This window comes from Brevundimonas sp. FV1ye4L, assembly GCF_058681255.1.
Genome location: NZ_CM178734.1, coordinates 997445 through 1021572, shown reverse-complemented (window position 1 = coordinate 1021572; position 24128 = coordinate 997445). Strand labels below are relative to the sequence as shown.

18 protein-coding genes and 1 tRNA gene are annotated in these 24128 nt (G+C 67.3%); 16 read left to right on the top strand and 3 right to left on the bottom strand.

Annotated elements, in window-relative coordinates:
- Positions 1–9: 9 nt before the first annotated feature.
- From ACW17X_RS04830 to ACW17X_RS04820, 3 genes are all read left to right on the top strand, one after another.
- Entirely contained in the window at positions 10–723 is a 714-nt protein-coding gene (locus tag ACW17X_RS04830) for an energy transducer TonB (protein WP_492099912.1), read from the top strand.
- Positions 724–847: 124 nt separating this feature from the next.
- Positions 848–924, top strand: a tRNA-His gene (locus ACW17X_RS04825).
- A 98-nt stretch (positions 925–1022) separates the two neighbouring features.
- Positions 1023–2009, top strand: coding sequence for an aldo/keto reductase (locus ACW17X_RS04820; protein ID WP_492099911.1), 987 nt, complete (start codon positions 1023–1025; stop codon positions 2007–2009).
- Positions 2010–2084: 75 nt separating this feature from the next.
- Here ACW17X_RS04820 and ACW17X_RS04815 read toward each other — a convergent pair whose 3' ends face one another.
- A complete protein-coding gene (locus ACW17X_RS04815; protein ID WP_492099910.1) occupies positions 2085–2507 on the bottom strand; it encodes a DUF2147 domain-containing protein in 423 nt (140 codons plus the stop codon).
- Between the two features lie 203 nt (positions 2508–2710).
- Here ACW17X_RS04815 and ACW17X_RS04810 point away from each other — a divergent pair, with 203 nt between their 5' ends.
- The 3 genes from ACW17X_RS04810 (at position 2711) to adhP (ending at position 6507) form a co-directional block, all read left to right on the top strand.
- Positions 2711–3685, top strand: coding sequence for a GAF domain-containing protein (locus ACW17X_RS04810; RefSeq protein WP_492099909.1), 975 nt, complete (start codon positions 2711–2713; stop codon positions 3683–3685).
- Between the two features lie 134 nt (positions 3686–3819).
- A complete protein-coding gene (gene exaC, locus ACW17X_RS04805; protein WP_492099908.1) occupies positions 3820–5337 on the top strand; it encodes an acetaldehyde dehydrogenase ExaC in 1518 nt (505 codons plus the stop codon).
- A 141-nt stretch (positions 5338–5478) separates the two neighbouring features.
- On the top strand, positions 5479–6507 hold the full coding sequence (gene adhP, locus ACW17X_RS04800; protein WP_492099907.1) for an alcohol dehydrogenase AdhP: 1029 nt from the start codon (positions 5479–5481) through the stop codon (positions 6505–6507).
- 192 nt (positions 6508–6699) lie between these two features.
- On the opposite strand, the gene ACW17X_RS04795 is transcribed toward adhP, so the two are convergent.
- On the bottom strand, positions 6700–7935 hold the full coding sequence (locus ACW17X_RS04795; protein ID WP_492099906.1) for an acyltransferase family protein: 1236 nt from the start codon (positions 7933–7935) through the stop codon (positions 6700–6702).
- Between the two features lie 152 nt (positions 7936–8087).
- Between ACW17X_RS04795 and ACW17X_RS04790 the strand changes: the two genes are divergently transcribed.
- The gene (locus ACW17X_RS04790) at positions 8088–8888 is read left to right on the top strand and encodes a LytTR family DNA-binding domain-containing protein (protein ID WP_492099905.1); all 801 of its coding nucleotides are present in this window, start codon (positions 8088–8090) and stop codon (positions 8886–8888) included.
- Here ACW17X_RS04790 and ligA read toward each other — a convergent pair.
- Positions 8885–11215 (bottom strand): NAD-dependent DNA ligase LigA, encoded by a 2331-nt coding sequence (gene ligA / locus ACW17X_RS04785; RefSeq protein ID WP_492099904.1) that lies wholly within the window; start codon positions 11213–11215, stop codon positions 8885–8887. The two genes, ACW17X_RS04790 and ligA, sit on opposite strands and share 4 nt — an antisense overlap.
- Before the next feature lie 75 nt (positions 11216–11290).
- Between ligA and ACW17X_RS04780 the strand changes: the two genes are divergently transcribed.
- The 9 genes from ACW17X_RS04780 (at position 11291) to gspF (ending at position 24120) form a co-directional block, all read left to right on the top strand.
- Positions 11291–12250: a M28 family peptidase gene (locus ACW17X_RS04780; protein WP_492099903.1), complete on the top strand. Its 960-nt coding sequence runs from the start codon at positions 11291–11293 to the stop codon at positions 12248–12250.
- The gene (locus ACW17X_RS04775) at positions 12250–12774 is read left to right on the top strand and encodes a hypothetical protein (protein ID WP_492099902.1); all 525 of its coding nucleotides are present in this window, start codon (positions 12250–12252) and stop codon (positions 12772–12774) included. The genes ACW17X_RS04780 and ACW17X_RS04775 overlap by 1 nt, the downstream gene beginning before the upstream one ends.
- A gap of 310 nt (positions 12775–13084) precedes the next feature.
- Entirely contained in the window at positions 13085–13747 is a 663-nt protein-coding gene (locus tag ACW17X_RS04770; protein ID WP_492099901.1) for a sugar transferase, read from the top strand.
- A 217-nt stretch (positions 13748–13964) separates the two neighbouring features.
- On the top strand, positions 13965–15491 hold the full coding sequence (locus ACW17X_RS04765; RefSeq protein ID WP_492099900.1) for a beta-helix domain-containing protein: 1527 nt from the start codon (positions 13965–13967) through the stop codon (positions 15489–15491).
- Positions 15492–15566: 75 nt separating this feature from the next.
- Positions 15567–18209, top strand: coding sequence for a TonB-dependent receptor domain-containing protein (locus ACW17X_RS04760; protein WP_492099899.1), 2643 nt, complete (start codon positions 15567–15569; stop codon positions 18207–18209).
- Positions 18210–18403: 194 nt separating this feature from the next.
- On the top strand, positions 18404–19249 hold the full coding sequence (locus ACW17X_RS04755) for a type II secretion system protein N (protein WP_492099898.1): 846 nt from the start codon (positions 18404–18406) through the stop codon (positions 19247–19249).
- Complete coding sequence (gene gspD, locus ACW17X_RS04750; protein WP_492099897.1) at positions 19246–21402, top strand: type II secretion system secretin GspD; 2157 nt, start codon at positions 19246–19248, stop codon at positions 21400–21402. The genes ACW17X_RS04755 and gspD overlap by 4 nt, the downstream gene beginning before the upstream one ends.
- A 4-nt stretch (positions 21403–21406) precedes the next feature.
- On the top strand, positions 21407–22903 hold the full coding sequence (gene gspE / locus ACW17X_RS04745; RefSeq protein WP_492099896.1) for a type II secretion system ATPase GspE: 1497 nt from the start codon (positions 21407–21409) through the stop codon (positions 22901–22903).
- Complete coding sequence (gene gspF / locus ACW17X_RS04740) at positions 22903–24120, top strand: type II secretion system inner membrane protein GspF (RefSeq protein WP_492099895.1); 1218 nt, start codon at positions 22903–22905, stop codon at positions 24118–24120. Before gspE ends, gspF begins: the two co-directional genes overlap by 1 nt.
- Positions 24121–24128: the final 8 nt, after the last annotated feature.

Below are 24128 nucleotides of genomic sequence, written 5' to 3'. Positions count from 1 at the left end.
GGAGATAGTATGACAGACGTCGCATATCATCGCAGTCGTTACGACGTACCGAAGAAGAAAGGCTTCATGGGGGTTTCTTACCCTGTGCTGATCGCCTGCCTTGTGGTCGTTACGCTCCTGTTCGCCCTGCTGATCTTCTTCCTTCAGCAGTCGAAGTTCAAATTGAAGGAGTTCAACTACGTCGACGAGTCCGTCGAGGTCGAGTTGGTCGAGCCGGTTCCGCCGCCTCCGCCGCCTCCGCCCCCGCCGCCTCCGCCGACGGATCAGCCGCCGCCGCCGAAGCTCCAGGTGCGCGTCCCGGCCCCGGTCCCGAACGTCATGCCTCCGCCGCCGGTGAACATCACGCCGACGCCGAAGGAAGAGCGCGTCGAGTACAAGGGCCCGCCGGTGAACATCCCCGGACCGCCGCCGCCTCCGGCTCCGCCGGCGCCGCCGCGTCCTCCGGTGATCACGAACGTGAACTGGGCGCGTCAACCTCGCCCCGAGTTCCCTGAGCGTGCTCAGGAGCGCGGCGTCGAGGAGGGAACGGTTGTTCTGTCCTGTACGGTTCAGCCCAATGGCTCAGCGACGAACTGCAGCATTGTTTCCGAAACCCCTTCTGGGGCCGGTTTTGGACGCGAGGCTTTGTCATCTATGCGGTCTGCCCGGTTCTCGCCGAGCACCGTGGATGGTGTCGCCCAAGGTGGGACAGCGCGCTTTACGGTTCGCTTCCGCCTTCAGTAGGGCTCTACTATAAGCTCAACCGAACGCCCCGGCACTTGCCGGGGCGTTTTTGTTTGCCGGATCTGCACTCAGCGCTTGATTGGGTGGAGAGGCCTCGGTAGAGAACGCGCCTCGCGATGCGCGGGCCGCCTTAGCTCAGTTGGTTAGAGCGCCGGTTTGTGGAACCGGAGGTCCTCAGTTCAAGCCTGAGAGGCGGTACCATCGTTTGACGCGGCCGGGCTTGCGGCCCGCCGCTTCAACGACCATCTGTAGCTCCGTCGGCGTCGTCGCCGATCCCCCACATCGACAGGAGAGCGCAGATGAAGACGCGCAAGCTGGGTCCGAACGGTCCCGAAGTCTCGGCCATTGGCCTGGGCTGTATGGGCATGAGCGCCTTTTACGGCGGCGGCGACGACGCCCAGTCCATGTCCGTTATCCACCGCGCGCTCGATCTGGGGATCACCCTGTTCGACACCGCCGAGATGTACGGCCCCCATACCAACGAGGTTCTGGTCGGTGAGGCGCTGAAGGATCGGCGCGAGCAGGCCTTCATCGCCACCAAGTTCGGGATCAACTACAACGCCGACCGCTCCAAGCTGCTGGTCGACGGCAGCCCGGCCAATGTGCGCCGCGCCATTGAGGGCAGCCTCCAGCGCCTCGGTGTCGACCATGTCGATCTCTATTATCTGCACCGGGTCGATCCCGACACGCCGATCGAAGAGACGGTCGGGGCGATGGCGGAACTGGTCCAGGAGGGAAAGGTCCGGTTCCTTGGCCTGTCCGAGGCTGCGCCCGAGACCCTGCGCAAGGCCCATGCGACCCATCCGATCACGGCGCTTCAGACCGAGTATTCGCTGTGGACGCGGGATCCGGAAGATGAGCTGTTCAAGGTCACGCGTGAGCTGGGTATCGGCTTTGTGCCCTATAGCCCCCTGGGGCGGGGCTTCCTGTCGGGAGACATCAAGTCGGTCGATGATCTGGCCGCCGACGACTTCCGCCGCACCAATCCGCGCTTCATGGGTGAGAACTTCCAGAAGAACCTGGATCTGGTCGAGGCGGTGAAAGCCATCGCCGCCGACAAGGGCGTCACCGCGGCTCAACTGGCCTTGGCCTGGGTCCTGGCCCAGGGCGAGGATCTGGCGCCCATCCCCGGCACCCGCCGGATCGCCACGCTGGAGCAGAACGCCGCCGCCGCGGACGTCGTCCTGACGCCGGAAGATCTAGCGCGCATCGACGCCGTCTTCCCAAAGGGAGCGGCCATTGGGCACCGCTACGCTGAGGCGGCGCGTGCGGCGCTGAACTGCTGAGGCCGGGCCAAACCCAGGCATGAAAAGGCCCGGCCGGATCGCTCCGGCCGGGCCTTCATCTCGTCTGACGCCTGACTACTGGACGCGGGTCCAAGTCTGGGTCTTGCACAGAGGGGCGACCACGCAGCCGCGCAGGTTCAGGCTGTTGTCGCCAGTCATGGTGATGGTGCCGCGATAGGTGCGACCGTCTGCCGGGTTATAGACCGACCCGTTGCGCCATTCGGTCGGCCCGCCGGTGAAGCCGGTCAGCATGGGCAGGTTGCGCAGCGTGCGGCTGCGCAGGGCAGTATCGCGGTTCTCCGTGTCGCGAACATTGGCGTCGGCACGGATGGCGTTCGAGGTAATCAAAGTCCCGCACAGGGCCTGGCCGCAGCGGGCGATCCGCACCTGGCCGCCGTTGGTCGGGGTCTGCCACAGGCCGGTCGGATCCGCGGCCAGGGCGGGAGAGGCGAGCGCAGCCGCCAGGGCGGCGGCGGCCAACATGATCTTGGTCTTCATGGTCGTTCCCTTTGCTCGGGCCGGTTTTCCGGCCCGTTGAGAGGCAGGGTGATCCGGGTTTCGGTTCAAAACAAGGCTGAACCGATCACCTTATCGCAATGAAAACCGACCCTTAGGGAAGGTTTCGCGGCGTCCTGGCGCGTCAGCTTGACCTCGTCGTGCGGTAGGCGTCTGATTGAGCGGGACAAGCCTTGGGAGACACCATGGGCGCGCGACCTGGAAACGACCACGGCAGCCTGATCAAACAGGCGCTCGACAACGGCGCAGAGCCAGCGCGTTCGGCCCTGGCCGCGTCCTGGCGGCGGTCCATATCGCTGTACGGCCTGGACCCCGAAGATGGAGGCCGCCCCAACACTCTGACGGAAGCCCAGCTCCGCGAGGCTCGCCAAGCCATGGAGCCGATGACGCGGGCGGCGCAGTCGGTTCTGGATCGGCTGTTCCTCGCCGTCGGCGACACCGGGTGCTGTGTCCTTCTGACCAATGCCGACGGGGTGCCGCTGGAACGTCGGGGCGCGGCTGCGGATGATGAGACGTTTCATAGATGGGGCCTATGGCCGGGGGCTGTATGGTCCGAGGCGGTCGAAGGGACCAACGGGATAGGCACCGCCTTGGCCGAGCATCGGCCGCTGACCATTCACCGCGACCAGCATTTCCACACGCGCAACACGGCACTGAGCTGCACCAGCCATCCGATCCATGATCATCTGGGGCGTCTGGCCGGTCTGCTTGACGTGTCGTCCTGTCGGGCTGATGCCACGGAGGGCGTGCTGGGCCTCATCGCGGCGGCCGTGGCGGACGCGGCGCGGGCGATCGAGGCCCAGACCTTCCGTCAGGCCTTCGCTCAGGCGCGGATCGTTCTGGCGGGGGATCCGGGCGAACGGAATACGGCGGCCCTGCTGGCGGTCGATCGCGATGATCTGGTGATTGGGGCCACTCGGGCCGCACGCCTGGCCCTGGCCATCACTGACGAGCGGATTGCGGCCCAATTGGCGGCGTCGGAAGTCCTCGGGGCAGGCTGCGTCGAGACGGACCTGCTGGAAGCGGAACGCGGCGCGGTGCGCCGCGCCTTGGCCCTGAATGGGGGCAATGTCTCGGCGGCGGCCCGGGCGCTGGGCATCAGTCGCGCGACCCTGCACCGCAAGCTGCACCGGTTAGGTCTGGCCGGCGAAGCTCAGTGATCGGACTGTCGCAAGTCTGCGACAGGTTTGCACCGCACCATGAGCGGCCCGTCTGGCGAATTGCCCGGTCGAGGGCGAGCTTCTGGTCCCAACGACGTCGGTAAGCGACGCCCGAGGGAACCCAGGAGTGTTTTATGACCAAACCCGAATTTGCGCGCGCCGTGACCCCCAAGTTCAAGGCGCGCTATGACAATTTCATCGGCGGCCAGTGGGTGCTGCCGGTCAACGGCCGCTATTTCGAGAACACCTCCCCGGTGAACGGCCGCGTCCTGTGCGAAGTCGCACGCTCGGACGCGGCCGACGTCGAGTTGGCGCTGGACGCCGCCCATGCCGCCAAGGACGCCTGGGGCAAGACCAGCGTCGCCCAGCGCGCCGTCATCCTGAACAAGATCGCCGACCGGATCGAGGCCAACCTGCAAGCCGTCGCCGAGGCCGAGACCTGGGACAACGGCAAGCCGGTGCGCGAGACCCTCGCCGCCGACATCCCCCTGGCGATCGACCATTTCCGATACTTTGCCGGCTGTATCCGCGCCCAGGAAGGCGGGATCTCGGAACTGGATCACGACACGGTCGCCTACCACTTCCATGAGCCGCTGGGCGTGGTCGGTCAGATCATTCCGTGGAACTTCCCCATCCTGATGGCGACGTGGAAGATCGCGCCGGCCCTGGCGGCCGGCAACTGTATCGTGATGAAGCCGGCGGAACAGACCCCGGCGTCGATTCTGCTGCTGATCGAACTGATCCAGGACCTGTTGCCGGCAGGCGTGCTGAACATCGTGTCGGGCACGGGCGCCGAGGTGGGCGAGCCCCTGGCCACCAATCCGCGGATCGCCAAGATCGCCTTCACGGGCTCGACCGCCGTGGGCCAGAAGATCATGGAGTATGCGACCCAGAACATCATTCCGGTGACGCTGGAGCTGGGCGGCAAGTCGCCGAACATCTTCTTCAAGGACGTGATGGACGCCGACGACGCCTTCCTGGACAAGGCGCTGGAAGGGTTTGCGATGTTCGCCCTGAACCAGGGCGAGGTCTGCACCTGCCCCAGCCGGGCCCTGATCCACGAGGACATCTATGAGGCCTTCATCGAGAAGGCCATCGCCCGGGTCGAGGCCATCGTCCAGGGCGATCCGCTGGACCCGGCGACCATGGTCGGCGCCCAGGCCTCGGCGCAGCAGCTGAAGAAGATCCTGAGCTATCTGCAGATCGGCAAGGACGAGGGCGCCCAGGTTCTGACCGGCGGCGATCAGGCGGAGCTGAAGGACGATCTGGCCGGCGGCTATTACGTCAAGCCGACCGTGTTCAAGGGCACCAACGACATGCGAATCTTCCAGGAGGAGATCTTCGGTCCCGTTCTGGCCGTGACCACTTTCAAGACCTTCGAAGAGGCGATGGCGATCGCCAACGACACCGAATACGGCCTGGGCGCCGGGGTGTGGTCGCGCGACATGAACACCGCCTATCGCGCCGGGCGGACCATCCAGGCCGGGCGGGTGTGGACCAACTGCTATCATCAGTACCCGGCGCATGCGGCCTTCGGCGGGTACAAGAAGTCGGGCATCGGGCGTGAGAACCATCGGATGATGCTGGACCATTATCAGCAGACCAAGAACCTGCTGGTCAGCTACAGCCCCGACAAACTGGGCTTCTTCTGATCTGCATCAAGGATGGCCGGTCCAGGATCGGCCATCCTGTCATTGCTCTCTGATCCGTCTGTCCGGAGAGCATCTCCCAGGCGGGCGGGCCGGTGTCCTGCTTCCGGTCCGCCCGTTCCCCCAAATCGACGAGGATGTTCCATGCCCAGAACCATGAAGGCCGCTGTCGTGCGCGCGTTCGGTCAGCCGCTGACCATCGAAGAGGTGGCGGTCCCCGAGCCGGGTCCGGGCCAGATCCAGGTCAAGATCGAGGCCTCAGGCGTCTGTCATACCGATCTGCACGCGGCCGAAGGCGACTGGCCGGTCAAGCCGAACCCGCCCTTCATTCCAGGCCACGAGGGCGTCGGCTATGTCTCGGCGGTGGGGGCGGGGGTCACCCTGGTCAAGGAGGGCGACCGGGTCGGGGTGCCGTGGCTGTACTCGGCCTGCGGCCACTGCAAACACTGCCTGGGCGGCTGGGAGACCCTGTGTCACGACCAGCAGAACACCGGATATTCGGTCAACGGCGGCTTTGCGGAATACGCCATCGCCGACCCGAACTACGTCGGCCATCTGCCGGCCAATGTCAGCTTCACCGACATCGCCCCGATCCTGTGCGCCGGGGTCACGGTCTACAAGGGGCTGAAGATGACCGACACCAAGCCGGGCGACTGGGTGGTCATCTCGGGCATCGGCGGCCTGGGCCATGTGGCGGTCCAGTACGCCAAGGCCATGGGGCTGAATGTCGCAGCCGTGGACGTGGACGACGCCAAGCTGGACCTGGCGCGACGGTTGGGCGCGACCGTGACGGTCAACGCCAAGACGTCCAACGACCCCGCCGCCGACATCAAGGCCCAGACCGACGGCGGCGCCCAGGGCGTGCTGGTCACGGCCGTCTCGCCCAAGGCCTTCGAACAGGCGGTCAACATGACGGCGCGGGGCGCCACTGTGGCCCTGAACGGCCTGCCGCCCGGCGACTTCCCCCTGTCGATCTTCGACATGGTGCTGAACGGGACCACGGTGCGCGGCTCCATCGTTGGAACCCGTCTGGACCTTCAGGAGGCGCTTCAGTTCGCCGCCGACGAGAAGGTCAAGGCCACGGTCTCGGTCGAGCCGCTGGAGAACATCAACAGCATCTTCCAGCGGATGCGCGACGGCCAGATCGAGGGCCGGATCGTGATGACGATCTGAATTAGACGGAATCCACTCTAAAAAAATGGAGTCTATTTTCGTCTATTCTCGGCGTCCAAGGCGGTTGCGGCGGGGATGTCAGATCGCGATGTCAAAGACCGGGGCGAAATCATAAGGCCGTTTGCGAACGTGATAGGTCGGCGGCTTGAATCATTTTCAAGCCGCTGATCCGACGGCGGTTTTGCTACGGAATTAGGCGCGCTGGGCGGTCCCAGCCCTCTGCGGCTTCACCCCCAGCAACAGACCCAGCCATCCGATCCGGCGCGCGACCTCGTAGGCGAAGAGGCAGCCCAGGGCGGTGATCAGGATCAGCAGGCCGGCCTCCACGCCCAACGGCAGGCGGAGCGTGGCCAGATTATAGGCCGCCACGACCGTCACGGTCTGGTGCACGATATAGAAAGGGAAGACGCCCACCGAGAGATAGCGCAGGGCCGGGCCGCCCCGGTTCAGCCATCGTGCGCCGAAGCCCAGGATTGCGGCGATGAAGCCCGCCTGGTCCAGGGCATAGACGATCCGCATCGCCTGCCTGAGCGGCTCGGCCGGATTGACGTCGCCGCGATAGACCCAGGCATAGGTCGCCCAGGCCGCCCAGCTGCACAGGGCGATGATCAGGGCGGGCCAACGCAGCCGCATCAGGGTCTGACGCGCCTCCTCGGACCGGGCGATCAGATAGCCGAACAGGAAGGCCCCGAAGCTGAGGGCGTGGTTGTACCAGTCGTCGGTCAAGGCATGGGTGATCTCGAACCGGGGGGCCAGGAACCAGCGGATCAGGATCAGATACAGGACCGGCCAGACCACCAGCCCCCATCCCCGAAAGACCCGATCCCCTGCCGCCTGAAGGGCGCGCCGGACGGCCGGAAAGGCGATCATCGCCGCCAGCAGCAGGCTGTAGGGCAGCAGATAGGCGATGAACCACAGGTGGTTCCACGTCGGCGTGGTCAGACAGCCGTCTGCGTCGCACCAGTGGCCGGTCGAGGTGGCGTACCGCACCCAGAAGTCCTTGAGCACCGGTCCGTGCGCGGGGTCCGCGATCCCCAGGCCCTTGGCCGCCTCGACGATCTCGTAATAGCTCTGGGGCGGTACGATGACGAACATGCCGAACAGGAGCGGCGGCAGCAGGCGCAGGGTGCGCGATCCGGCCAGCGCCCATCCGCTTTTGCCGCGCGCCTCGAAGCCGTCCGCCAGAAACCGGGTCGCACAGCCCGAGACCAGAAACAGCAGGGTCAGCCGCCACGGGCCCGTCATCATCATGATCGGCTCGAGCGCCTCGATCTGACGCGGACTCTTCACGTGCCAGTCCCAGGGCACATAGAACATGCCGACGTGATAGAGGATCAGCAGCATGAAGGCGCCGACACGGATCCAGTCCAGATCGTATCGTCGGCCCGACATCGCGGACGATGACACGAGCGGGGGCGGAACAGACATGCGAGAACTCCATGGCGAATGATGCAGGCCCCGTCCTCGCGAAACGACGGGCGGTTCAGCAATCGTCCGGGGCCGTGCGGTCGCCTGGCGGGGACGGCGCCGGGGTCGTGGGGACGAACGGCGCGCGTGTCGTGACGAGCGGGTGGTCGCGTATGGCGCGACGCCTGAACGGTCGCGACCTCTGGAGCTGCGCCCTGGCGGTCCTGGCCTTTTCGCTGATCAACACGCCGGTCAACATTCTGACGGCTCAGGCGGACAATCCGGATGTGGCCGCATGGATGCCCATGGTCTGGGAGGTGTCGAGCACCCTCACCCTGATGGCGGTGATCTGGATTCCCTGGCTGGCCGCCAGTCTGGCGCCGCCGGACGAGGCGGCAAGCGAGGGGTGGCGGCCCAAGGCGCGGTTCGCCGTGATCCATCTGGCGGCGCTTGTGACCTTTTCGGCCCTGCACGTCAGCGGTTTCGTGGCGCTGAGGAAGCTGGGCTACGCCGTCATGGGGGCGGGCGCCTATCAGTTCGGCGACCGGTTCGGCTATGAGCTGCGCAAGGACCTGGTGACCTATGTCCTGCTGGTCGGGGGCTTCCTGCTGACGGCCTATCTGCGGCGGCGACGCGATGAACCGGTGCGGCCGGTCAGTTTCGACATCCGCGACGGCGCCCGCATCATCCGTGCGCCCCTGGCCGACATCCTGGCGGTCAGTTCGGCGGGGAACTATGTCGAATTCCTGCTGGCGGACGGGCGGCGTCCGCTGATGCGCGCGACCCTGGCGGCGGTTGAGGCCGAACTGTCGCGCTTCGGCTTTGTGCGCGTCCATCGCTCGTGGCTGGTCAATGCAGAGCGCGTCACCGGCCTACAACCCGACGGTTCCGGCGACTGGACCGTGGAACTGGGGGCGGTGAATGCGCCCCTGTCACGCCGCTATCCCGCCGCCCTGGCGACGCTGCGGGGCTAGCCGATCAGGGCCAGCCATTCGTCCTCCGTCAGGACCTGGACGCCGTGTTTCTCGGCGTCCTTCAGCTTGGAGCCGGCGCCGGGGCCGGCGACCAGGTAGTCGGTCTTTTTGGAGACGGAGCCCGAGACCTTGGCGCCCAGGCTTTCGGCGCGGGCCTTGGCCTCGTCGCGGGTGAAGCGTTCCAGGGCGCCGGTGAAGACGACGGTCTTGCCGGCGACCGGGGTGTCGGACTTGGGGCGTTCGGCGTCGAGGATTTCGGTCAGCTCGGCCTCGAGCGCGGCGACGACCTGAAGATTGTGCGGCTCGTGGAAGAAGTGGGCCAGGGCCAGGGCGGCGACGGGGCCGACGCCGGTGACGCCGGCGATCTGGTTCAGGATTTCGGACGGGCCTTCCTCGCGCGCGACGCGGGCCAGTTCGACCAGTCCGAACCAGTCCTGAACCATTGTCGCCAGCGAGCGGCGGGCGGGGGCGGCCATGCCGGGGAAGGCCTGGCTGATCTTCATGTCCATCGTCGCCTCGGGCCAGGGATCGGCGGCGGGGGGCGCGGCCTCGGCCATCAGGGTCAGGACGCGGGGCGATATGGCGTGGGCGGAGGCGAGCGTGGTCCAGGCGTCGGACGGCACGCCCGAGGCGGCCTGGAGGCAGGCGGCCTTCAGCGCGGACCAGCTCTCGAAGGCGCGGGCCAGGACGATCGAGGTCTGTTCGCCGATGTCGCGGATGCCCAGGCCGAACAGGAAGCGGTCCAGCGAGATGACGCGGCGGGCGTCGATGCCGGCGACCAGGTTGCGGATGCTGGTCTCGCCATAGCCGTCGTCGCGTTCAAGCTCCTTCAGCCGCGCCTCGTCGCGCGCCAGGCGGAAGATGTCGGCCGGCTCCTTGATCCAGCCGCGCGCGTGGAAGGCGACCAGCTGTTTCTCGCCCAGGCCCTCGATGTCGAAGGCGCGGCGGCCGACGAAATGTTTGAGCCGTTCGACAATCTGGGCGTCGCAGATCAAGCCGCCGGTGCAGCGACGCTTGACCTCGTCGCCCTCGCGCACCGCCTCCGAGCCGCAGACCGGGCATTTGTCGGGGAAGGCATAGGGGACGGCGTCGGCGGGGCGCAGGTCCGAGACCACGCCCAGGATCTGGGGGATGACGTCGCCGGCGCGTTGCAGGCGGACGGTGTCGCCGATGCGGACGTCCAGACGTTCGATTTCGTCTTCATTGTGCAGGGTGGCGTTCCGGACCACGACGCCGCCGACCGTGACCGGATGCAGACGGGCGACGGGGGTCAGGGAGCCGGTGCGGCCGACCTGGATGTCGATGCCTTCCAGCACCGTGGTCGCCTGCTGCGCCGGGAATTTGTGGGCGATGGCCCAGCGGGGGCTGCGGGCGACGAAGCCCAGGCGGCGTTGCCAGTCGATGCGGTCGACCTTGTAGACCACGCCGTCGATGTCATAGCCCAGGGTCGCGCGGTCGCGTTCCAGCTCGCGATAGGCTTCGATCAGGCCCTCGGCGCCCTCGACCCGGCGCGAGCGGGCGTTGACGGGGAAGCCCCAGGTCTTGAGCTTTTGCAGGGCGTCCCACTGGGTTTCGGCGAAGTCGCTGGAGTGTTCGCCCCAGGCGTAGGCGAAGAAGTTCAGCGGGCGTTTGCCCGTGATCCGGGCGTCCTTCTGGCGCAGGGAGCCGGCGGCGAAGTTGCGGGGGTTGGCGTAGGTGCGGCGGCCCTCGGCTTCGGCGGCGGCGTTGAAGGCGGCGAAGGCGTCATTGGGGGCGTAGACCTCGCCCCGGATCTCGATCCGGTCGGGCCAGTCGTCGCCGGCTAAAGTCTGTTTCACATCGGCGATGGTGTTCAGATTGGCGGTGACGTCCTCGCCCGCACGACCGTCGCCGCGCGTGGCGCCGATGGTCAGCTTGCCGTCGACATAGAGGAGGTTGGCGGACAGGCCGTCGATCTTGGGCTCGGCGACGAAGGCGATGGGTTCGTCGCCGGGCAGTTTCAGGAAGCGGGCGATGCGTGAGACGAAGTCGCGCACCTCGCCCTCGTCGAAGGCGTTGTCCAGCGACAGCATGGGCACGCCGTGGCGCACCTCGGCGAACTGGCTGGAGGCGACGGCCCCGACCTTGTTCGACGGGGAGTCGGGGCGGACCAGGTCGGGGAAGGTGGTCTCGATCGCCAGATTGCGGGCGCGCAGGGCGTCGTAGTCGGCGTCGGAAATCTCGGGCGTCGCCTCGTTATAGAGGGCGTCGTGGCGGGCCATTTCGGCGGCCAGCCAGGCCAGTTCCTCGGCCGCGGTGTCGGCGGTCAGGTTTTCGACGGGCGGGAATGGGGGAATCGCGCTGGACATGTCGTCGTCTCATTACCACGGGCTGACGCCGGACGATCCGCGCGCTAGGCTGAATCGTCATTTACGGAGTCGTCCATGTCGCCTGCCGCCGTCCGATCCCTTCTGCTCGGCGGATGCGCCGCCCTGGCCCTGAGCGGGTGTGTTGAGCCGATCAGTCCGCCGCCGCCCGCCCCGGTTCCCGCCGTCCAATACGCCCAACTGCTGGACGACGTGCGGATCCTGTCGGCGGACGACATGGAGGGGCGGGGGACCGGCACGCCGGGCGGAGAGCGGGCACGGGCCTATGTGGTGTCGCGGCTGGAGGCGCTGGGCGTGGCGCCGGCACCCTTTGGTCGTCTGCAGCCGTTCGAGGCGACCGGCCGTTCGCCGCAGGGGCCCGTCACCTATCGCGGGGCCAATGTGCTGGGCCTGATCCCCGGAACCCGTGTCGGCGACCGCTATATCGTGGTCAGCGCCCATTATGATCATGTCGGCATGCACGACGGCCAGATCTACAATGGCGCCGACGACAACGCCTCGGGTGTCGCCACGATGCTAGAGCTGGCGAAACGTCTGAAGGCCCAGGCGCCGGAGCACAGCGTGCTGCTGGTCGCCTTCGACGGGGAGGAGCGGGGACTGCTGGGCGCGCGCGAGTTCGTCAAGGCGCCGCCGGTGCCCCTGTCGTCCATCGCCCTGAATCTGAACTTCGACATGACGGCGCGGGCCGAGACCGACGGCCATCTGTGGGTCACGGGCACTTATCAGCACCCGAACCTGCGCCCGATCCTCGAGCCCCTGGCGCCGGTCGGCCCGGTCAGCTTCGCCTTCGGCAAGGATACGCCGCAGGACGAGGGGGAGAACAACTGGGTCTCGGCGTCGGACCACGGCGCCTTCCACGACAAGGGGGTGCCCTTCCTCTATATGGGCGTGGACTATCACCCCGATTATCACCGCCCGACCGATGACTTCGAGCGGATCAAGCCAGAGGTCTTCACCTCGGCGACGGAACTGGCCATCGCCGGCTTCCGGGCGCTGGATCGGTCGTTGGATCGATGATGCGGCGTCTTGTCCCTCCTCTTCTGATCGGCCCCCTTCTGATCGGCGTGGCGGCCCTGGCCGGCTGCGAGCGGCGTGAGGCGCGGCCCCAGGCGCCGGCGTCAGCGCCCGAGCGAGAGGCCGATTTCCGCCATCGGCTGGAGGGGGACGTCTCCGGCGACTATCGGCCTGTGGCTGAGACGGGAGAGGCCTGGCGGGTCGAAAGCCTGTTCATCGGTCAGGCGTCGGCGTTCGAGGCGTGGGAGGGCGGACGGCGCGAGGCGTCGCCGTTGATCCTGACCCTGGCCGGGCCGGACGGCGCCATGAGGTTCACGCCGCGCGCCTATTCGCTGACCGACGGGCGTCTGACCCTGGTCGCCGTCGCGCCGGGCGGACGGGAGGCGAGGCTGGAGGCTCGGATCGACCCCGGCGCCCTGGCCACCGCGCGTCGCAATCTGGGCGACCGGACAGCGGTTATCAGCGGAACGGTGACGGTGGAGGGGCGGAGCCTGCCGGTCAGCCTGGGTTGGTGGAACGGCGACTGATCAGACGAAGGCTCTGGCCAGCAGCCATCCCAGCGCCGCCACCAAAATCCATAGCAGGGCGCCCAGCCCGATCATGACGACAACCGAGCGACGGCCTGACCAGCGGGGCTCCGCCGGCGGGGGCTCGACGAGCCGGAGCGAGGGGCGACGCGGAGATTTGGGGTCAATAGGGGGCACGATGCAACCTATGATAGGTTGTGCGCGGAGGTCAACCGACTGATGATCCTGCAACCAAAGATAAATTCGATCTCCCTTGGGTTGCTATTTTTGCAACCCTAAGAAATATTCCTGTCTCCGGGGAGGGGCGGGCATGACGACCGTTGAGGCTGCGCTGCGCAGCATAGGCGCGGAGGGACAGGTCTCGGGAAGGTCCGGTCGCGGGGCCAGGACCCTTATCCGTCTGGTGGATGTATTGGCGGCGTCGGCGGCCCTGCTGTTCTTCCTGCCGAGCTTGCTTTTGATCGCTTTGGCGGTGCGGACGCAGGACGGTGGGCCGGCCCTGTTCCGCCAGCAGAGGATCGGTCGCGATGGCCGCCCGTTCGCCTGCCTGAAATTCCGGTCCATGACCCCGGATGCGGAGGCGCGGCTGCCCCAGTTGGCGGATGGAGAATGGGCGGAGCGCCGCAAGTTTAGGCGCGACCCGCGCGTAACGCCGCTGGGGCGGCTCCTGCGCCTGTCCAGCCTGGATGAGCTGCCGCAACTGATCAATGTGCTGGTCGGGGACATGTCCCTAGTCGGGCCGAGGCCCATTGTAGCGGATGAGGCGCCGCTTTATGGCCGTCGTTTCGCCGCCTATTGCACAGTGCGGCCTGGGCTGACGGGCCTGTGGCAGGTGTCGGGGCGCAACGACGTGTCGTATGCGCGGCGGGTGGCCATGGATATGTGGCTGGTTCGCAACCTGACGATAGGGACCTATCTGGCGCTGATCCTACGCACCGTGCCGGCCGTGCTGGGGCGAGAAGGCGTCTACTGATTGGTCGCGAAAGTGATTTGGCGACGGACCAATTATTGCAAAATAGATGCGAATTGGCCGCAAAACCTCCGCCGAACCTTCATCTCAGGGCGCATGCGCCGTCACATGGCCTGACTATGACTGAAGTTGGGCAGGAGGGACGTACACGTCATCGCGGCCGGGCATGAGCTCGACCGTCCCCTGTCATAGCTCTTTGACCAGACACGGTGGACTGACGATGACCGGCCTTCAGCTCAAGACCCTTCTCGTGACGGCGGCCAGCGCCCTCGCGCTCGCCGCCTGCGGCTCCGCCGAGGTGGCTTCGCCTGGTGAAGGCGATTTCGGCAACGGCGGCGGCTCCACGCCGACCACCCCGACCACGCCGACGCCCGGCACGCCTGCTTCGGACTGCCCGACCGGTCTGTCGAACGTCGGCACCATCGCAAACAACACGCTGCGCGTCTGCCAGTTGCCGCAGCAGGTGCTGGGCAACCTGACCCTGGCCGTCCGCGCCGGCACCATCTACTCCATCAGCGGTCGCACCGAAGTCGGCACCGACCGCGGCATCGACCCGGCCTCGACCACGGGCACCCAGGGCATTCTGACGATCGAGCCGGGCGTGAAGGTCTTCGCCTCGAGCGGCGGCGACTATCTGCTGGTCAACCGCGGCTCGCAAATCTACGCTGAAGGCACTTCGACCAACCCGATCGTCTTCACCAGCCGCCAGGACGTCGAAGGCACGGCCACCGCGACCTCGCAAGGTCAGTGGGGCGGCATCGTCCTCGCCGGCCGCGCGCCTCAGGCCAACTGCCAGCTGACTGCGCCGGTCACCTGCACCGGCCAGGTCGAAGGCACCAACGCCTTCTACGGCGGCAATACGGCGACCGACAACTCGGGCCGTCTGCGTTATGTCCAGATCAAATATTCGGGCTTTGAAATCTCGACCGGCAACGAGCTCCAGGCTCTGACGCTGGCCGGCGTCGGCTCGGGCACCACCCTGGAATACATCCAGTCGTACAACAGCTCGGACGACGGCATCGAAATCTTCGGCGGCAACGCCAACCTGAAGCACATCGTCATCAACGGCGCCGACGACGATGGTCTGGACACCGACACCGGCTGGCGCGGCGGCGCTCAGTTCGGCATCGTGACCCAGCGTGCGCCGAACTCGACCAGCCGTTCGGCCGGTTTCGAGTTCTCGTCCGCTCCGACCTCGACCGCCTACGCCTCGCGTTATCTGTCGCAGCCGAAGATCGCCAACTGGACCCTGGTCGGCCGTAACGCCCCGACCGACGCCCACACGGTCATGCACTTCGACACCGGCACCAACCCGAACCTGATCAACATCGTCGCCAGCTCGACGGCGGGATCGGTCGCCGGCTGCTTCGACATTGCCGACAACGACACCCAGACCAGCTTCGACAGCGGCTCCACGCCGTCGCTGCGCTCGATCTTCATGTCCTGCTCGGTCTCGTATCGTCCGGCCAACGTCGCCCGCTCGACGGCGGTGTTCACCAACGCCCGCAACACCAATGTCACGGCGGCGGGAACCTCGACCCTGACCGCTCCGGCCTCGGGTACGACGATCACCAACCAGAACCTGGCCTTCATCAACGGCGCCAACGAAAACGCTGTGACGGCGGTCGATCCGAAGACGGTCTACAGCTTCTTCGACAGCGTGACCTACATCGGCGCCGTGCGGAACGCCCAAGACACCTGGTGGCAGGGCTGGACCTGCGGCCTGACCGCCGGCTCGACCTGCTGACGATGACAGCGCCGGCGGCGACCCTGAGGTCGCCGCCGGTTCTTCGCGTTTCCTGACCCCTTCAAGGCGCAGACCATGAATAGACTTACTCTGACCCTGAGCGGGGTCCTTCTCGCCACCAGTGCGCTGATCGCGCCCGGCCTGGCGTTCGCCCAGACCACCCCGACCGCGCAGACGCCGGCCGAACAGGTCGAGGAGCAGGCCGCCGACGTCGGCGAGATCGTCGTCCTGGGCCGCTATATTCCCGAACCGAACCGCGAAAGCTCCGAAGTCGCGGCCTTCCTGACGTCCGAGGATCTGGAGCGTACCGGCGACAGCAACGCCGCCGCCGCCCTGACCCGCGTCACCGGCCTGTCGATCGTCGAGGGCCGCTTCATCTACGTCCGCGGCCTGGGCGAGCGCTATTCGTCGGCCCTGCTGAACGGTTCGCCCCTGCCCAGCCCCGAGCCGCTGCAGCGGGTCGTGCCCCTAGACCTGTTCCCCTCCAGCATTCTGGACGGCGTGACGGTTCAGAAGACCTATTCGCCCAACTTCCCCGGAGAGTTCGGCGGCGGCGTCATCGATCTGCACACCATCGACGCGCCCAACCAGCCCTTCTTCAACATGAAGCTGTCGCTGGGCGGAAACACCGAATCCACCGGCCAGGAAAACCTGATCTATTACGGATCGCGCACCGACTTTACCGGGTTTGACGACGACACCCGCGAAGTCCCCGGCGCGATCGCCATCGCCTTCAATCAGGGCAAGCAGATCAACAGCGCCAACTTCACCGCAGACCAGCTCCAGGCCATGGGGCAGTCGCTGGTGAATGCGCCCCTGCGCCTGCTGCAGCGTGAAAAGACGCCGATCGACGGCGGTGTGGAACTGGCCGGCGGCTTCTCGCAGGACACGGGCTTCGGCACCCTGGGCCTGATCGCCGTCGCTGGATACGACAACAGCTGGCGCGCGCGTAGCGGCGTCCAGGAAGAGGGCCAGTTCCAGGGCGAAGTCCTGGTGCCGGTTTCGACCTATGCCGTGGACTCGAACCAGAACGACATCCGCCTGAACTTCCTCGGCGGCCTGTCGCTGTCGAACGCCGACCATGAGGTCAAGTGGACCAACCTCTATGTCCGCAACACGACCAAGGAGGCCCGTTCGGTCGCCGGCCCCGACTTCGACGCCGGCGGCAGCGTGATCCGCAACGACTATACCGAATGGTTCGTGCGCCAGCTTTGGAGCAGCCAACTGGCCGGCGAACATCAGTTCATGGATGGCGCTCTGGAGATCGACTGGCGCGCGGCCTACGCCAAGACCTCGCGGGACGCGCCCTATGAATCGCGCTTCCAGTACGGCGTCAACGCGGACGGCGACTATATCCACAACGTCCAGGGCAATCTGATCTCGTTCAGCGAGCTGGACGACGACATCGTGTCCGGCGGCGTGGATGTGGCCTACACCCTGCCGCTGTCCTTGGTGCGCGAAGCCATCATCAGCGCCGGCGTCGCCACGCTGGACAACAACCGCGAAGCCAGCCGCCACGATCTGCAGTTCGAGGCCGTCAACGGCCTGACGGATAGCCAGCGCATGTCGCGCATCGACTATCTGTTCTCGGACTACAACATCAATCCGACCACGCTGCAGCTGCGCGAAATCGCCGGCAGCAACGGCGCCAGCGCCTATGACGCCGAGCTGCAAGTCAATGCCGCCTACGCCATGGTCGATGCGGAAATCATCCCGCTGGTCCGCACCACGGTGGGCGTCCGCTTCGAGGATGGTCAGCAGAGCGTCACGCCGCGCGACGTCTTCGGCGGAACCTCGACCTACGAGGCCACCGAGATCGAGGAGCAATATTGGCTGCCCTCGCTGACGGCGACCTGGAACTTCGCCGAGGATCAGCAGCTGCGCTTCGGCGTGTCGCAGACGATCGGCCGTCCGCAGTTCCGCGAACTGGCGCCCCAGGCCTATACCGACCCGGAAAGCGACCGCATCTTCATCGGCAACCCCTATCTGGTGGACACCGAGCTGCTGAACCTGGATGCGCGGTACGAATGGTACTTCGCTCGCCAGCAGTTCATCACCGCCGGCGTCTTTTACAAGGACATGGACAAGCCGGTTGAATCCGTCATCGTCGACGTGGGCAACCAGCGCCAGCAGTCGTATCTGAACGCGCCCAAGGCGACCATCATGGGCGCCGAGGTCGAGGTGAAGAAATATTTCGAGTTCCCCGACCAGACCATGAGCTTCATCGCCAACAAGCGCTGGCTGGTGCAGGCCAACTACACCTACTCGGACTCCGAGGTTAAGGTTGGCGACGGTGACACCGTCCTGACCCTGGGTGGCGCGGGTACGCCGGAACAGGCGTCCTTCTTCATCCAGGACGGCAGCCGTCTGCAAGGCCAGTCGGACCATGTCGCCAACCTGCAACTGGGTTGGGAAGACGATACGGCCCGCTCGCAGGCGACGATCATCGTCAACTATGTCAGCGACCGGATCACCGCCCGCGGCGCCGGCACCGGCGCGAGCCGCGAGCCTGACTTTATCCAGGAGCCGGGCGTCTTCCTCGACTTCGTCTATCGCAAGGACTTCACCGTCATGGCCCGCGACATGGGCTTCGCCCTGGAACTGCGGAACCTGCTGGGGACCGAGTTCGACGAGTACCAGGAGCTGGGCAACAAGATCCGGGTCAACAACTACGACCTTGGCCAGAGCGCCTCGGTCAGCCTGACCGCCCGCTTCTGATTTCAAGAACAGGCGACGCGTTTGCGACCGGGAGGCTTTCGGCCTCCCGGTCGTTTTCGTTTCTGAAACGATCCGTACGGGTCGTGACTGTCACGATATGTTCTTCGTGTCTTCACACATCGGTGCGGCCCGCATACGGACGATTAGTCTAGATCGCGCCATGGCCGTGTGGGGGCCGGAACAGGCATGGCGTCGTGATCGCGGCTTTCCGTAGTTTTAACGTCTCCTCGGCGACCGACAGTCTGCGTCGTCTGCCGCTGCGCCGCCTCGTTGAGGGCGTGCTTATTCTGTTGCTACTGGTTCAGGCCGGGCGGCTGGTCTGGCTGTTCGCCGCACCAACGCCGAAGACCGCCGCTGCAGCCACCGCGCGTTCGACCCCCGCCGTCGATCTGAGCATCCTGTCGCGTTTTGACGCCTTCTTCCGCACAGGCGGGCAGGGGGCCTTGGCCGGCGCCTCGGGCACGGACGCCAGCCAGATGCGGCTGTTCGGCGTTCGCTCGGGCGGCGTCGGCGGCGGGTCGGCGATTATCGGCCTGGCCGACGGACGTCAGATCTCGGTCGGCGTGGGCGAGGAGGTCGAGCCCGGGCTGGTGCTGCAGGGCGTCGGGCCGGACTTCGTGACCCTGGCGCGGGGCCAGTCCGTTAGTCGGCTGGAATTCGCCGACGCGCCCGTGGGCGCCGCCCCGCCGCCTCCGCCGCCTTCGACGTCTCAAGTGGTGGCTCCGCCCGCCGCCGGGCCGGTCGCGGCTCAGGGGGCGGTGGTCGACCCGCAAAGGCTGATGGCGCAGGCGTCGCTGCGGCCGCGCATCCAGGGCTTGGGCGTCAACGGTTTCACCGTTTCCTCGGCCGGCAACGCGTCCGAGCTGCGCAGCGCCGGGCTCCAGTCGGGCGACGTAATCCTGTCCGTCAACGGGGTGGCGCTGAACAGCCCTCAGGCCATCGGCGCTCTGCGCGGCCAGCTGGCCAGCGCCCCGTCCGCCGAAATCCAATATGAGCGCGCGGGCGAGACGCGCACCACCACCATAAGGACGCGTCCATGACCGCCTCTCTGCGCAATCGCCTGAAGCGTTCCGGCGTCGGCGCCCTCGCCGCCGTTCTGGCCCTGCAGGCGCCCCTGGCCGCCGCACCGGTCATGGCCCAGGAGGCGCGCCAGACCCTGAACGTCCAGGGCGCCGACATCCGCGCCTTCATCCAGGACGTGGCCCGCACCACCGGCCGCACCTTCATCGTCGATCCGGCCGTGACCGGGACGGTGACGGTGACCAGCGACCGGCCGCTGGGCCGCGCCCAGCTGTTCGAAGTCTTCCTGTCGACGCTGCGCGCCAACGGCCTGGTGGTGACTCCGACCCAGTCGGGCGCCTATCGTATCAGCCCGGCCCAGGGCGCGGCCCAGGGGCCGTCCACCGTCGGCGCCGAACGGTTCTCGACCGAGGTCTTCCAGCTGCGCAACATCGATGCGGCGTCCGCCGCCGAGACCATCCGGCCCCTGGTCGGGGCTCAGGGCCAGGTTCTGGCCAATCCCGGCGCCAACAGCGTGGTGGTGGCCGACTTTTCCGACAATCTGGCGCGTATCCGCTCGTTGATCGGCCGGATCGACGTGGACCGGTCCAGCTATGAGGTGGTGGCGCTGGAGAACGCCTCGGCGCGCGAGATCGCCGGGGTGCTGCAACAGGTCATGGCCGCGCCGGGCGGCGGCGGGCAGGGTATGGTCACGGTCACGGCGGTCGAGAGCTCGAACTCCATCGTCCTGCGCGGCGACGGTCAGGCCCTGGCGCGGGTGCGCGGCCTGATCCACGACCTGGACGGCCGGTCGCGCGCCAGCCAGGACGTCAATGTCGTCTTCCTGGAACACGCCAACGCCGAGCAACTGCTGCCGGTGCTGCAACAGGTGGTCGGCCAGCCGGTCACGGCCTCGACCAGCACGAGCCAGGGCTTGCGCACCGCCCCGACCGGTTCGACGACCGGCGCGTCCAGCGGCCTGTCCCGCACCGCCGCCAGCCTGGGCGGCGCTGATGCGGGCGGCGGCGCCATCGGCTCGTCCACCGTCACCGCCACCGGCCAGCGCGCCACCATCGCCCGCTTCCCCGGCGCCAACGCCCTGGTCATCGCCGGTCCGGCCGATATGCAGCGGACCCTGGCCGACGTAATCCGGCGTCTGGACGTGCGCCGCCAGCAGGTGCTGATCGAGGCCATCGTGGTCGAGCTGAGCGACAACGCCGTGCGCGAACTGGGCGTCCAGTGGCTGTACGGCGGCGAGAACGGCGTCGGCCTGACCAACTATACCGACAACGCCACGCCCCTGGTGAAGATCGCCGGCGGCGCCTATGCGGGCCAGCTGGACGAGGACGATCCGCTGCGCGAGCAACTCCAGACCCTGGCCCTGAACAGTCTGGTGGGCGCCAACGGTTTCGTCGGCGGCGGCGGGTTCGAGGTCGGCGACGGCCTGTTCGGCTTCATTATCAATGCGGCCAAGACCGACAAGGGCTCCAACCTGCTCCAGACCCCGTCGATCATGACGCTGGACAACGAAGAGGCCACCTTCCTGGTCGGGCAGGAGGTGCCGATCACCACGGGCCAGACCCTGCTGGACGGCAATTCCAACCCCTTCACCACGACCGACCGCAAGGACATCGGGGTGCGGCTGACGGTCAAGCCGCAGATCAACGCCGGCGGCTCGATCACCCTGACCCTGCGCCAGGAGGTTTCGGCCATCAACGGCGGGCTGAGCAACGGCGCGACGGACCTGGTGCTGGACAAGCGCGAGCTGCAGACCACCCTGGTGGTCGATGACGGCGATATCGCCGTGGCCGGCGGGTTGCTGGACCAGAACGACATCATCCAGACGGACAAGATCCCCGGCCTCGGAGATCTTCCTGGCGTCGGCGCCCTGTTCCGTTCGAACAGCCGCCAACGGGGGCGGACCAATTTGATGGTCTTCCTGCGCCCCACCATCGTCCGCACCCGCGAAGAGGCCCAAGGCCTGGCCGCCGACCGCTGGGGCTATATGCGCGATCAGCAGCAGGCGGTGCAGCCGGATCGCGAACCCAGCCTGGACGCCTTGGTGCGGGACTATATGCGAACCCAAGCGCCGGCCGCCCCGGCGACGGGCGAGGCAATGGTGATCGCCCCCACCGGCGTGACGGCGCCCGTGGCCCCGGTCGAGGCCGCGCCCCTGCCGCCGACCGGGAACTGATCCCATGATCACCCTGGTCAGTCCCAGCCTGCCCTATGGGTTCGCCAAACGACACGGCGTCCTGCTGCTGGACGCCGGCGATGTGGCGCGGGTGGGGCTGCGCGAGGGGGCGGACCCGAAGGGGCTGATCGAGGCGCGGCGGGTACTGGGCCGGCCCCTGGCGGTCGAGACCCTGAGCCAGGCGGCCTTCGACCGCCAGTTGTCCGAGATTTATGCCGGCGACCATCTGGGGGCGGCGGACGGCGAGGATCTGGACATGCCGGCGGGGCTGGACAGTCTGATCGACGATATTCCGGCGGCGGCCGATTTGCTGGACACGGCCGACGACGCGCCGGTGATCCGGCTGATCAACGGGATCATCGCCGAGGCGGTGCGGACCGGCGCGTCCGACATCCACCTGGAGACCTATGAGAGCGCGCTGCTGGTGCGGATGCGCATCGACGGGGTTTTGCGCGAGGCGCTGAGTCTGAACCCGCGCATCGCGCCCCTGCTGGTGTCGCGGATCAAGGTCATGGCGCGGCTCGACATCGCCGAGAAGCGGGTGCCGCAGGACGGGCGCATCCCCCTGGCCCTGGGCGGCAAGACGCTGGACGTGCGGGTCTCGACCCTGCCGTCGCGCGGCGGCGAACGGGTGGTAATGCGGATCCTGGACAAGGATCAGGCGGGCCTGACCCTGGATCGGTTGGGCATGGCGCCCGACGCGCTGGCCGCCTTCCGCGCGGCCCTGGCCGAACCGAACGGCATCATCCTGGTCACCGGGCCGACCGGATCCGGCAAGACCACCAGCCTGTACGCGGGCCTGGCCCTGCTGAATGACCAGACGCGCAACATCCTGACGGTCGAGGACCCGGTCGAATACGCCATCGACGGAGTCGGCCAGACCCAGGTCAACACCAAGGTCGGCATGACCTTCGCGGCGGGTCTGCGGGCCATCCTGCGCCAGGATCCGGACGTGGTCATGGTGGGCGAAATTCGTGACGTGGAGACCGCCGGGGTCGCGGTTCAGGCCGCCCTGACCGGCCACCTGGTCCTGTCCACCGTCCACACGAACGATGCGGCGGGAGCGGTGACGCGGTTGCGCGACATGGGGGTGGAGCCCTTCCTGCTGGCCTCGACCCTGAGGCTGATCGTGGCCCAGCGGCTGGTGCGCCGGCTGTGCGACCACTGTCGCACGCCCGAGATCGCCGACAAGAAGACGGCCAAACTGGTCGGCGCCAAGGCGGGGGTGCAGGTCTGGCGCCCGCACGGCTGCGCCCATTGCGGCAATACTGGCTATGTCGGTCGGGTCGGGCTTTATGAGGTGCTGAAGATCGACGACCGCGTGCGGCGTCTGATCGCGGCCGAGGCGGACGAGGACGCGGTGGTCGCCGCGGCCTTCGCCGGGGGCGGAACTCTGACGGAACGCGCGCGCGCCCTGGTGCTGGACGGCGTGACCTCGGTCGAGGAGGCGGTGCGTGTCGCCCGCCAGGAGACCGCGACCGATCCGGCGGAGGCGGCCTGATGGCGGCCTTCGACTATGTGGCTGTCGATGCGGCGGGCCGCACGGTGTCCGGCGCTGTCGCCGCCTCGGACGAGGCGGCGGCGCGCGGCTGGCTGACTAAGCGACGGCTGATGCCGCTGGAGCTGACGCCCGCCCGGATCGCCCCGCGAGCAGAGCGCGCAGGCGGCTCTGGGCGCGGCGACCGGCTGAACGCCAAGACCCTGGCCCTGACCACCCGCCAACTGGCGACCCTGATTTCGGTGTCGCCGATGGAGGAGGCCCTTCGCACCCTGGCGCTCCAGGCCGACCGGCCGGTGGTGCGGCGGGTGCTGGAAGGGGTTCATGCCGGGGTGATGGAGGGGCGGCGTCTGTCGGATGCCATGGCCTTGCAGGGCCAGGCCTTCCCGCCGCTGTACCGGGCCATGGTCTCGGCCGGGGAACAGTCCGGCGCCTTGCAGCCGATCCTGGAACGTCTGGCCGACGGGTTGGAGCGGGACCAGCAGGTGCGCGGCAAGGTGATCACGGCCGTGGTCTATCCCAGCGTCCTGGCCGTCGTGGCCCTGGGCGTGATCGCCATTCTGATGACCTTCGTCGTGCCCAAGGTCGTCGATCAGTTCGAGAGCATGAACCAGACCCTGCCGCTGCTGACGCGGCTGGTGATCGGGGTGTCGGATCTGATGCGAAACTGGGGCTGGCTGTTCCTGCTCTTGTTGGCCGGGCTGATCGCCGGGGGCGTGGTCGCGCGGCGCCGACCCGAGATCCGCCTGCGGATCGACCAGGCGATGCTGAGGCTGCCGATCGTCGGCCGCCTGACCCGGGACCTGCACGGCGCCAAAATGGCGCGGACCTTATCGACCATGATCGCCGCCGGCCTGCCGGTGCTGGAAGGCCTGACCATCACCGCCCGCACCGTGTCCAACATGGCCCTGCGCCGGGCCACGGAATCCATGAGCGAGGCCGTGCGCGAGGGCGGGGGGCTGTCAGCCGCCATGCGCCGCGCCGACGTCTTCCCGCCGCTGCTGGTCTATATGACCGCCTCGGGCGAGAGCAGCGGTCGGCTGGAGCCGATGCTGGAGCGCGCCGCCGACTATCTGGAACGCGAGTTCGCCACCTTCACCGCCGTGATGCTGAGCCTGCTCGAGCCGGCCATCATCGTGGTCATGGGCGGGGTGGTCGCGATGATCGTCCTGTCGATCCTGCTGCCCATTCTTCAGATCAACACCCTGGCCATGGGGTGAGGAGTTTA

Coding starts and splice junctions, on each gene's coding strand:
- ACW17X_RS04820 (WP_492099911.1), top strand. CDS start 1,023: ATGAAGACGCGCAAGCTGGGTCCGAACGGTCCCGAAGTCTCGGCCATT.
- ACW17X_RS04810 (WP_492099909.1), top strand. CDS start 2,711: ATGGGCGCGCGACCTGGAAACGACCACGGCAGCCTGATCAAACAGGCG.
- gspD (WP_492099897.1), top strand. CDS start 19,246: ATGACCGCCTCTCTGCGCAATCGCCTGAAGCGTTCCGGCGTCGGCGCC.
- ligA (WP_492099904.1), bottom strand. CDS start 11,215: ATGTCCAGCGCGATTCCCCCATTCCCGCCCGTCGAAAACCTGACCGCC.
- ACW17X_RS04775 (WP_492099902.1), top strand. CDS start 12,250: ATGCGGCGTCTTGTCCCTCCTCTTCTGATCGGCCCCCTTCTGATCGGC.
- ACW17X_RS04790 (WP_492099905.1), top strand. CDS start 8,088: ATGGCGCGACGCCTGAACGGTCGCGACCTCTGGAGCTGCGCCCTGGCG.
- ACW17X_RS04795 (WP_492099906.1), bottom strand. CDS start 7,935: ATGTCTGTTCCGCCCCCGCTCGTGTCATCGTCCGCGATGTCGGGCCGA.
- ACW17X_RS04815 (WP_492099910.1), bottom strand. CDS start 2,507: ATGAAGACCAAGATCATGTTGGCCGCCGCCGCCCTGGCGGCTGCGCTC.
- gspF (WP_492099895.1), top strand. CDS start 22,903: ATGGCGGCCTTCGACTATGTGGCTGTCGATGCGGCGGGCCGCACGGTG.
- ACW17X_RS04770 (WP_492099901.1), top strand. CDS start 13,085: ATGACGACCGTTGAGGCTGCGCTGCGCAGCATAGGCGCGGAGGGACAG.
- gspE (WP_492099896.1), top strand. CDS start 21,407: ATGATCACCCTGGTCAGTCCCAGCCTGCCCTATGGGTTCGCCAAACGA.
- ACW17X_RS04765 (WP_492099900.1), top strand. CDS start 13,965: ATGACCGGCCTTCAGCTCAAGACCCTTCTCGTGACGGCGGCCAGCGCC.
- ACW17X_RS04760 (WP_492099899.1), top strand. CDS start 15,567: ATGAATAGACTTACTCTGACCCTGAGCGGGGTCCTTCTCGCCACCAGT.
- ACW17X_RS04780 (WP_492099903.1), top strand. CDS start 11,291: ATGTCGCCTGCCGCCGTCCGATCCCTTCTGCTCGGCGGATGCGCCGCC.
- exaC (WP_492099908.1), top strand. CDS start 3,820: ATGACCAAACCCGAATTTGCGCGCGCCGTGACCCCCAAGTTCAAGGCG.
- adhP (WP_492099907.1), top strand. CDS start 5,479: ATGCCCAGAACCATGAAGGCCGCTGTCGTGCGCGCGTTCGGTCAGCCG.
- ACW17X_RS04830 (WP_492099912.1), top strand. CDS start 10: ATGACAGACGTCGCATATCATCGCAGTCGTTACGACGTACCGAAGAAG.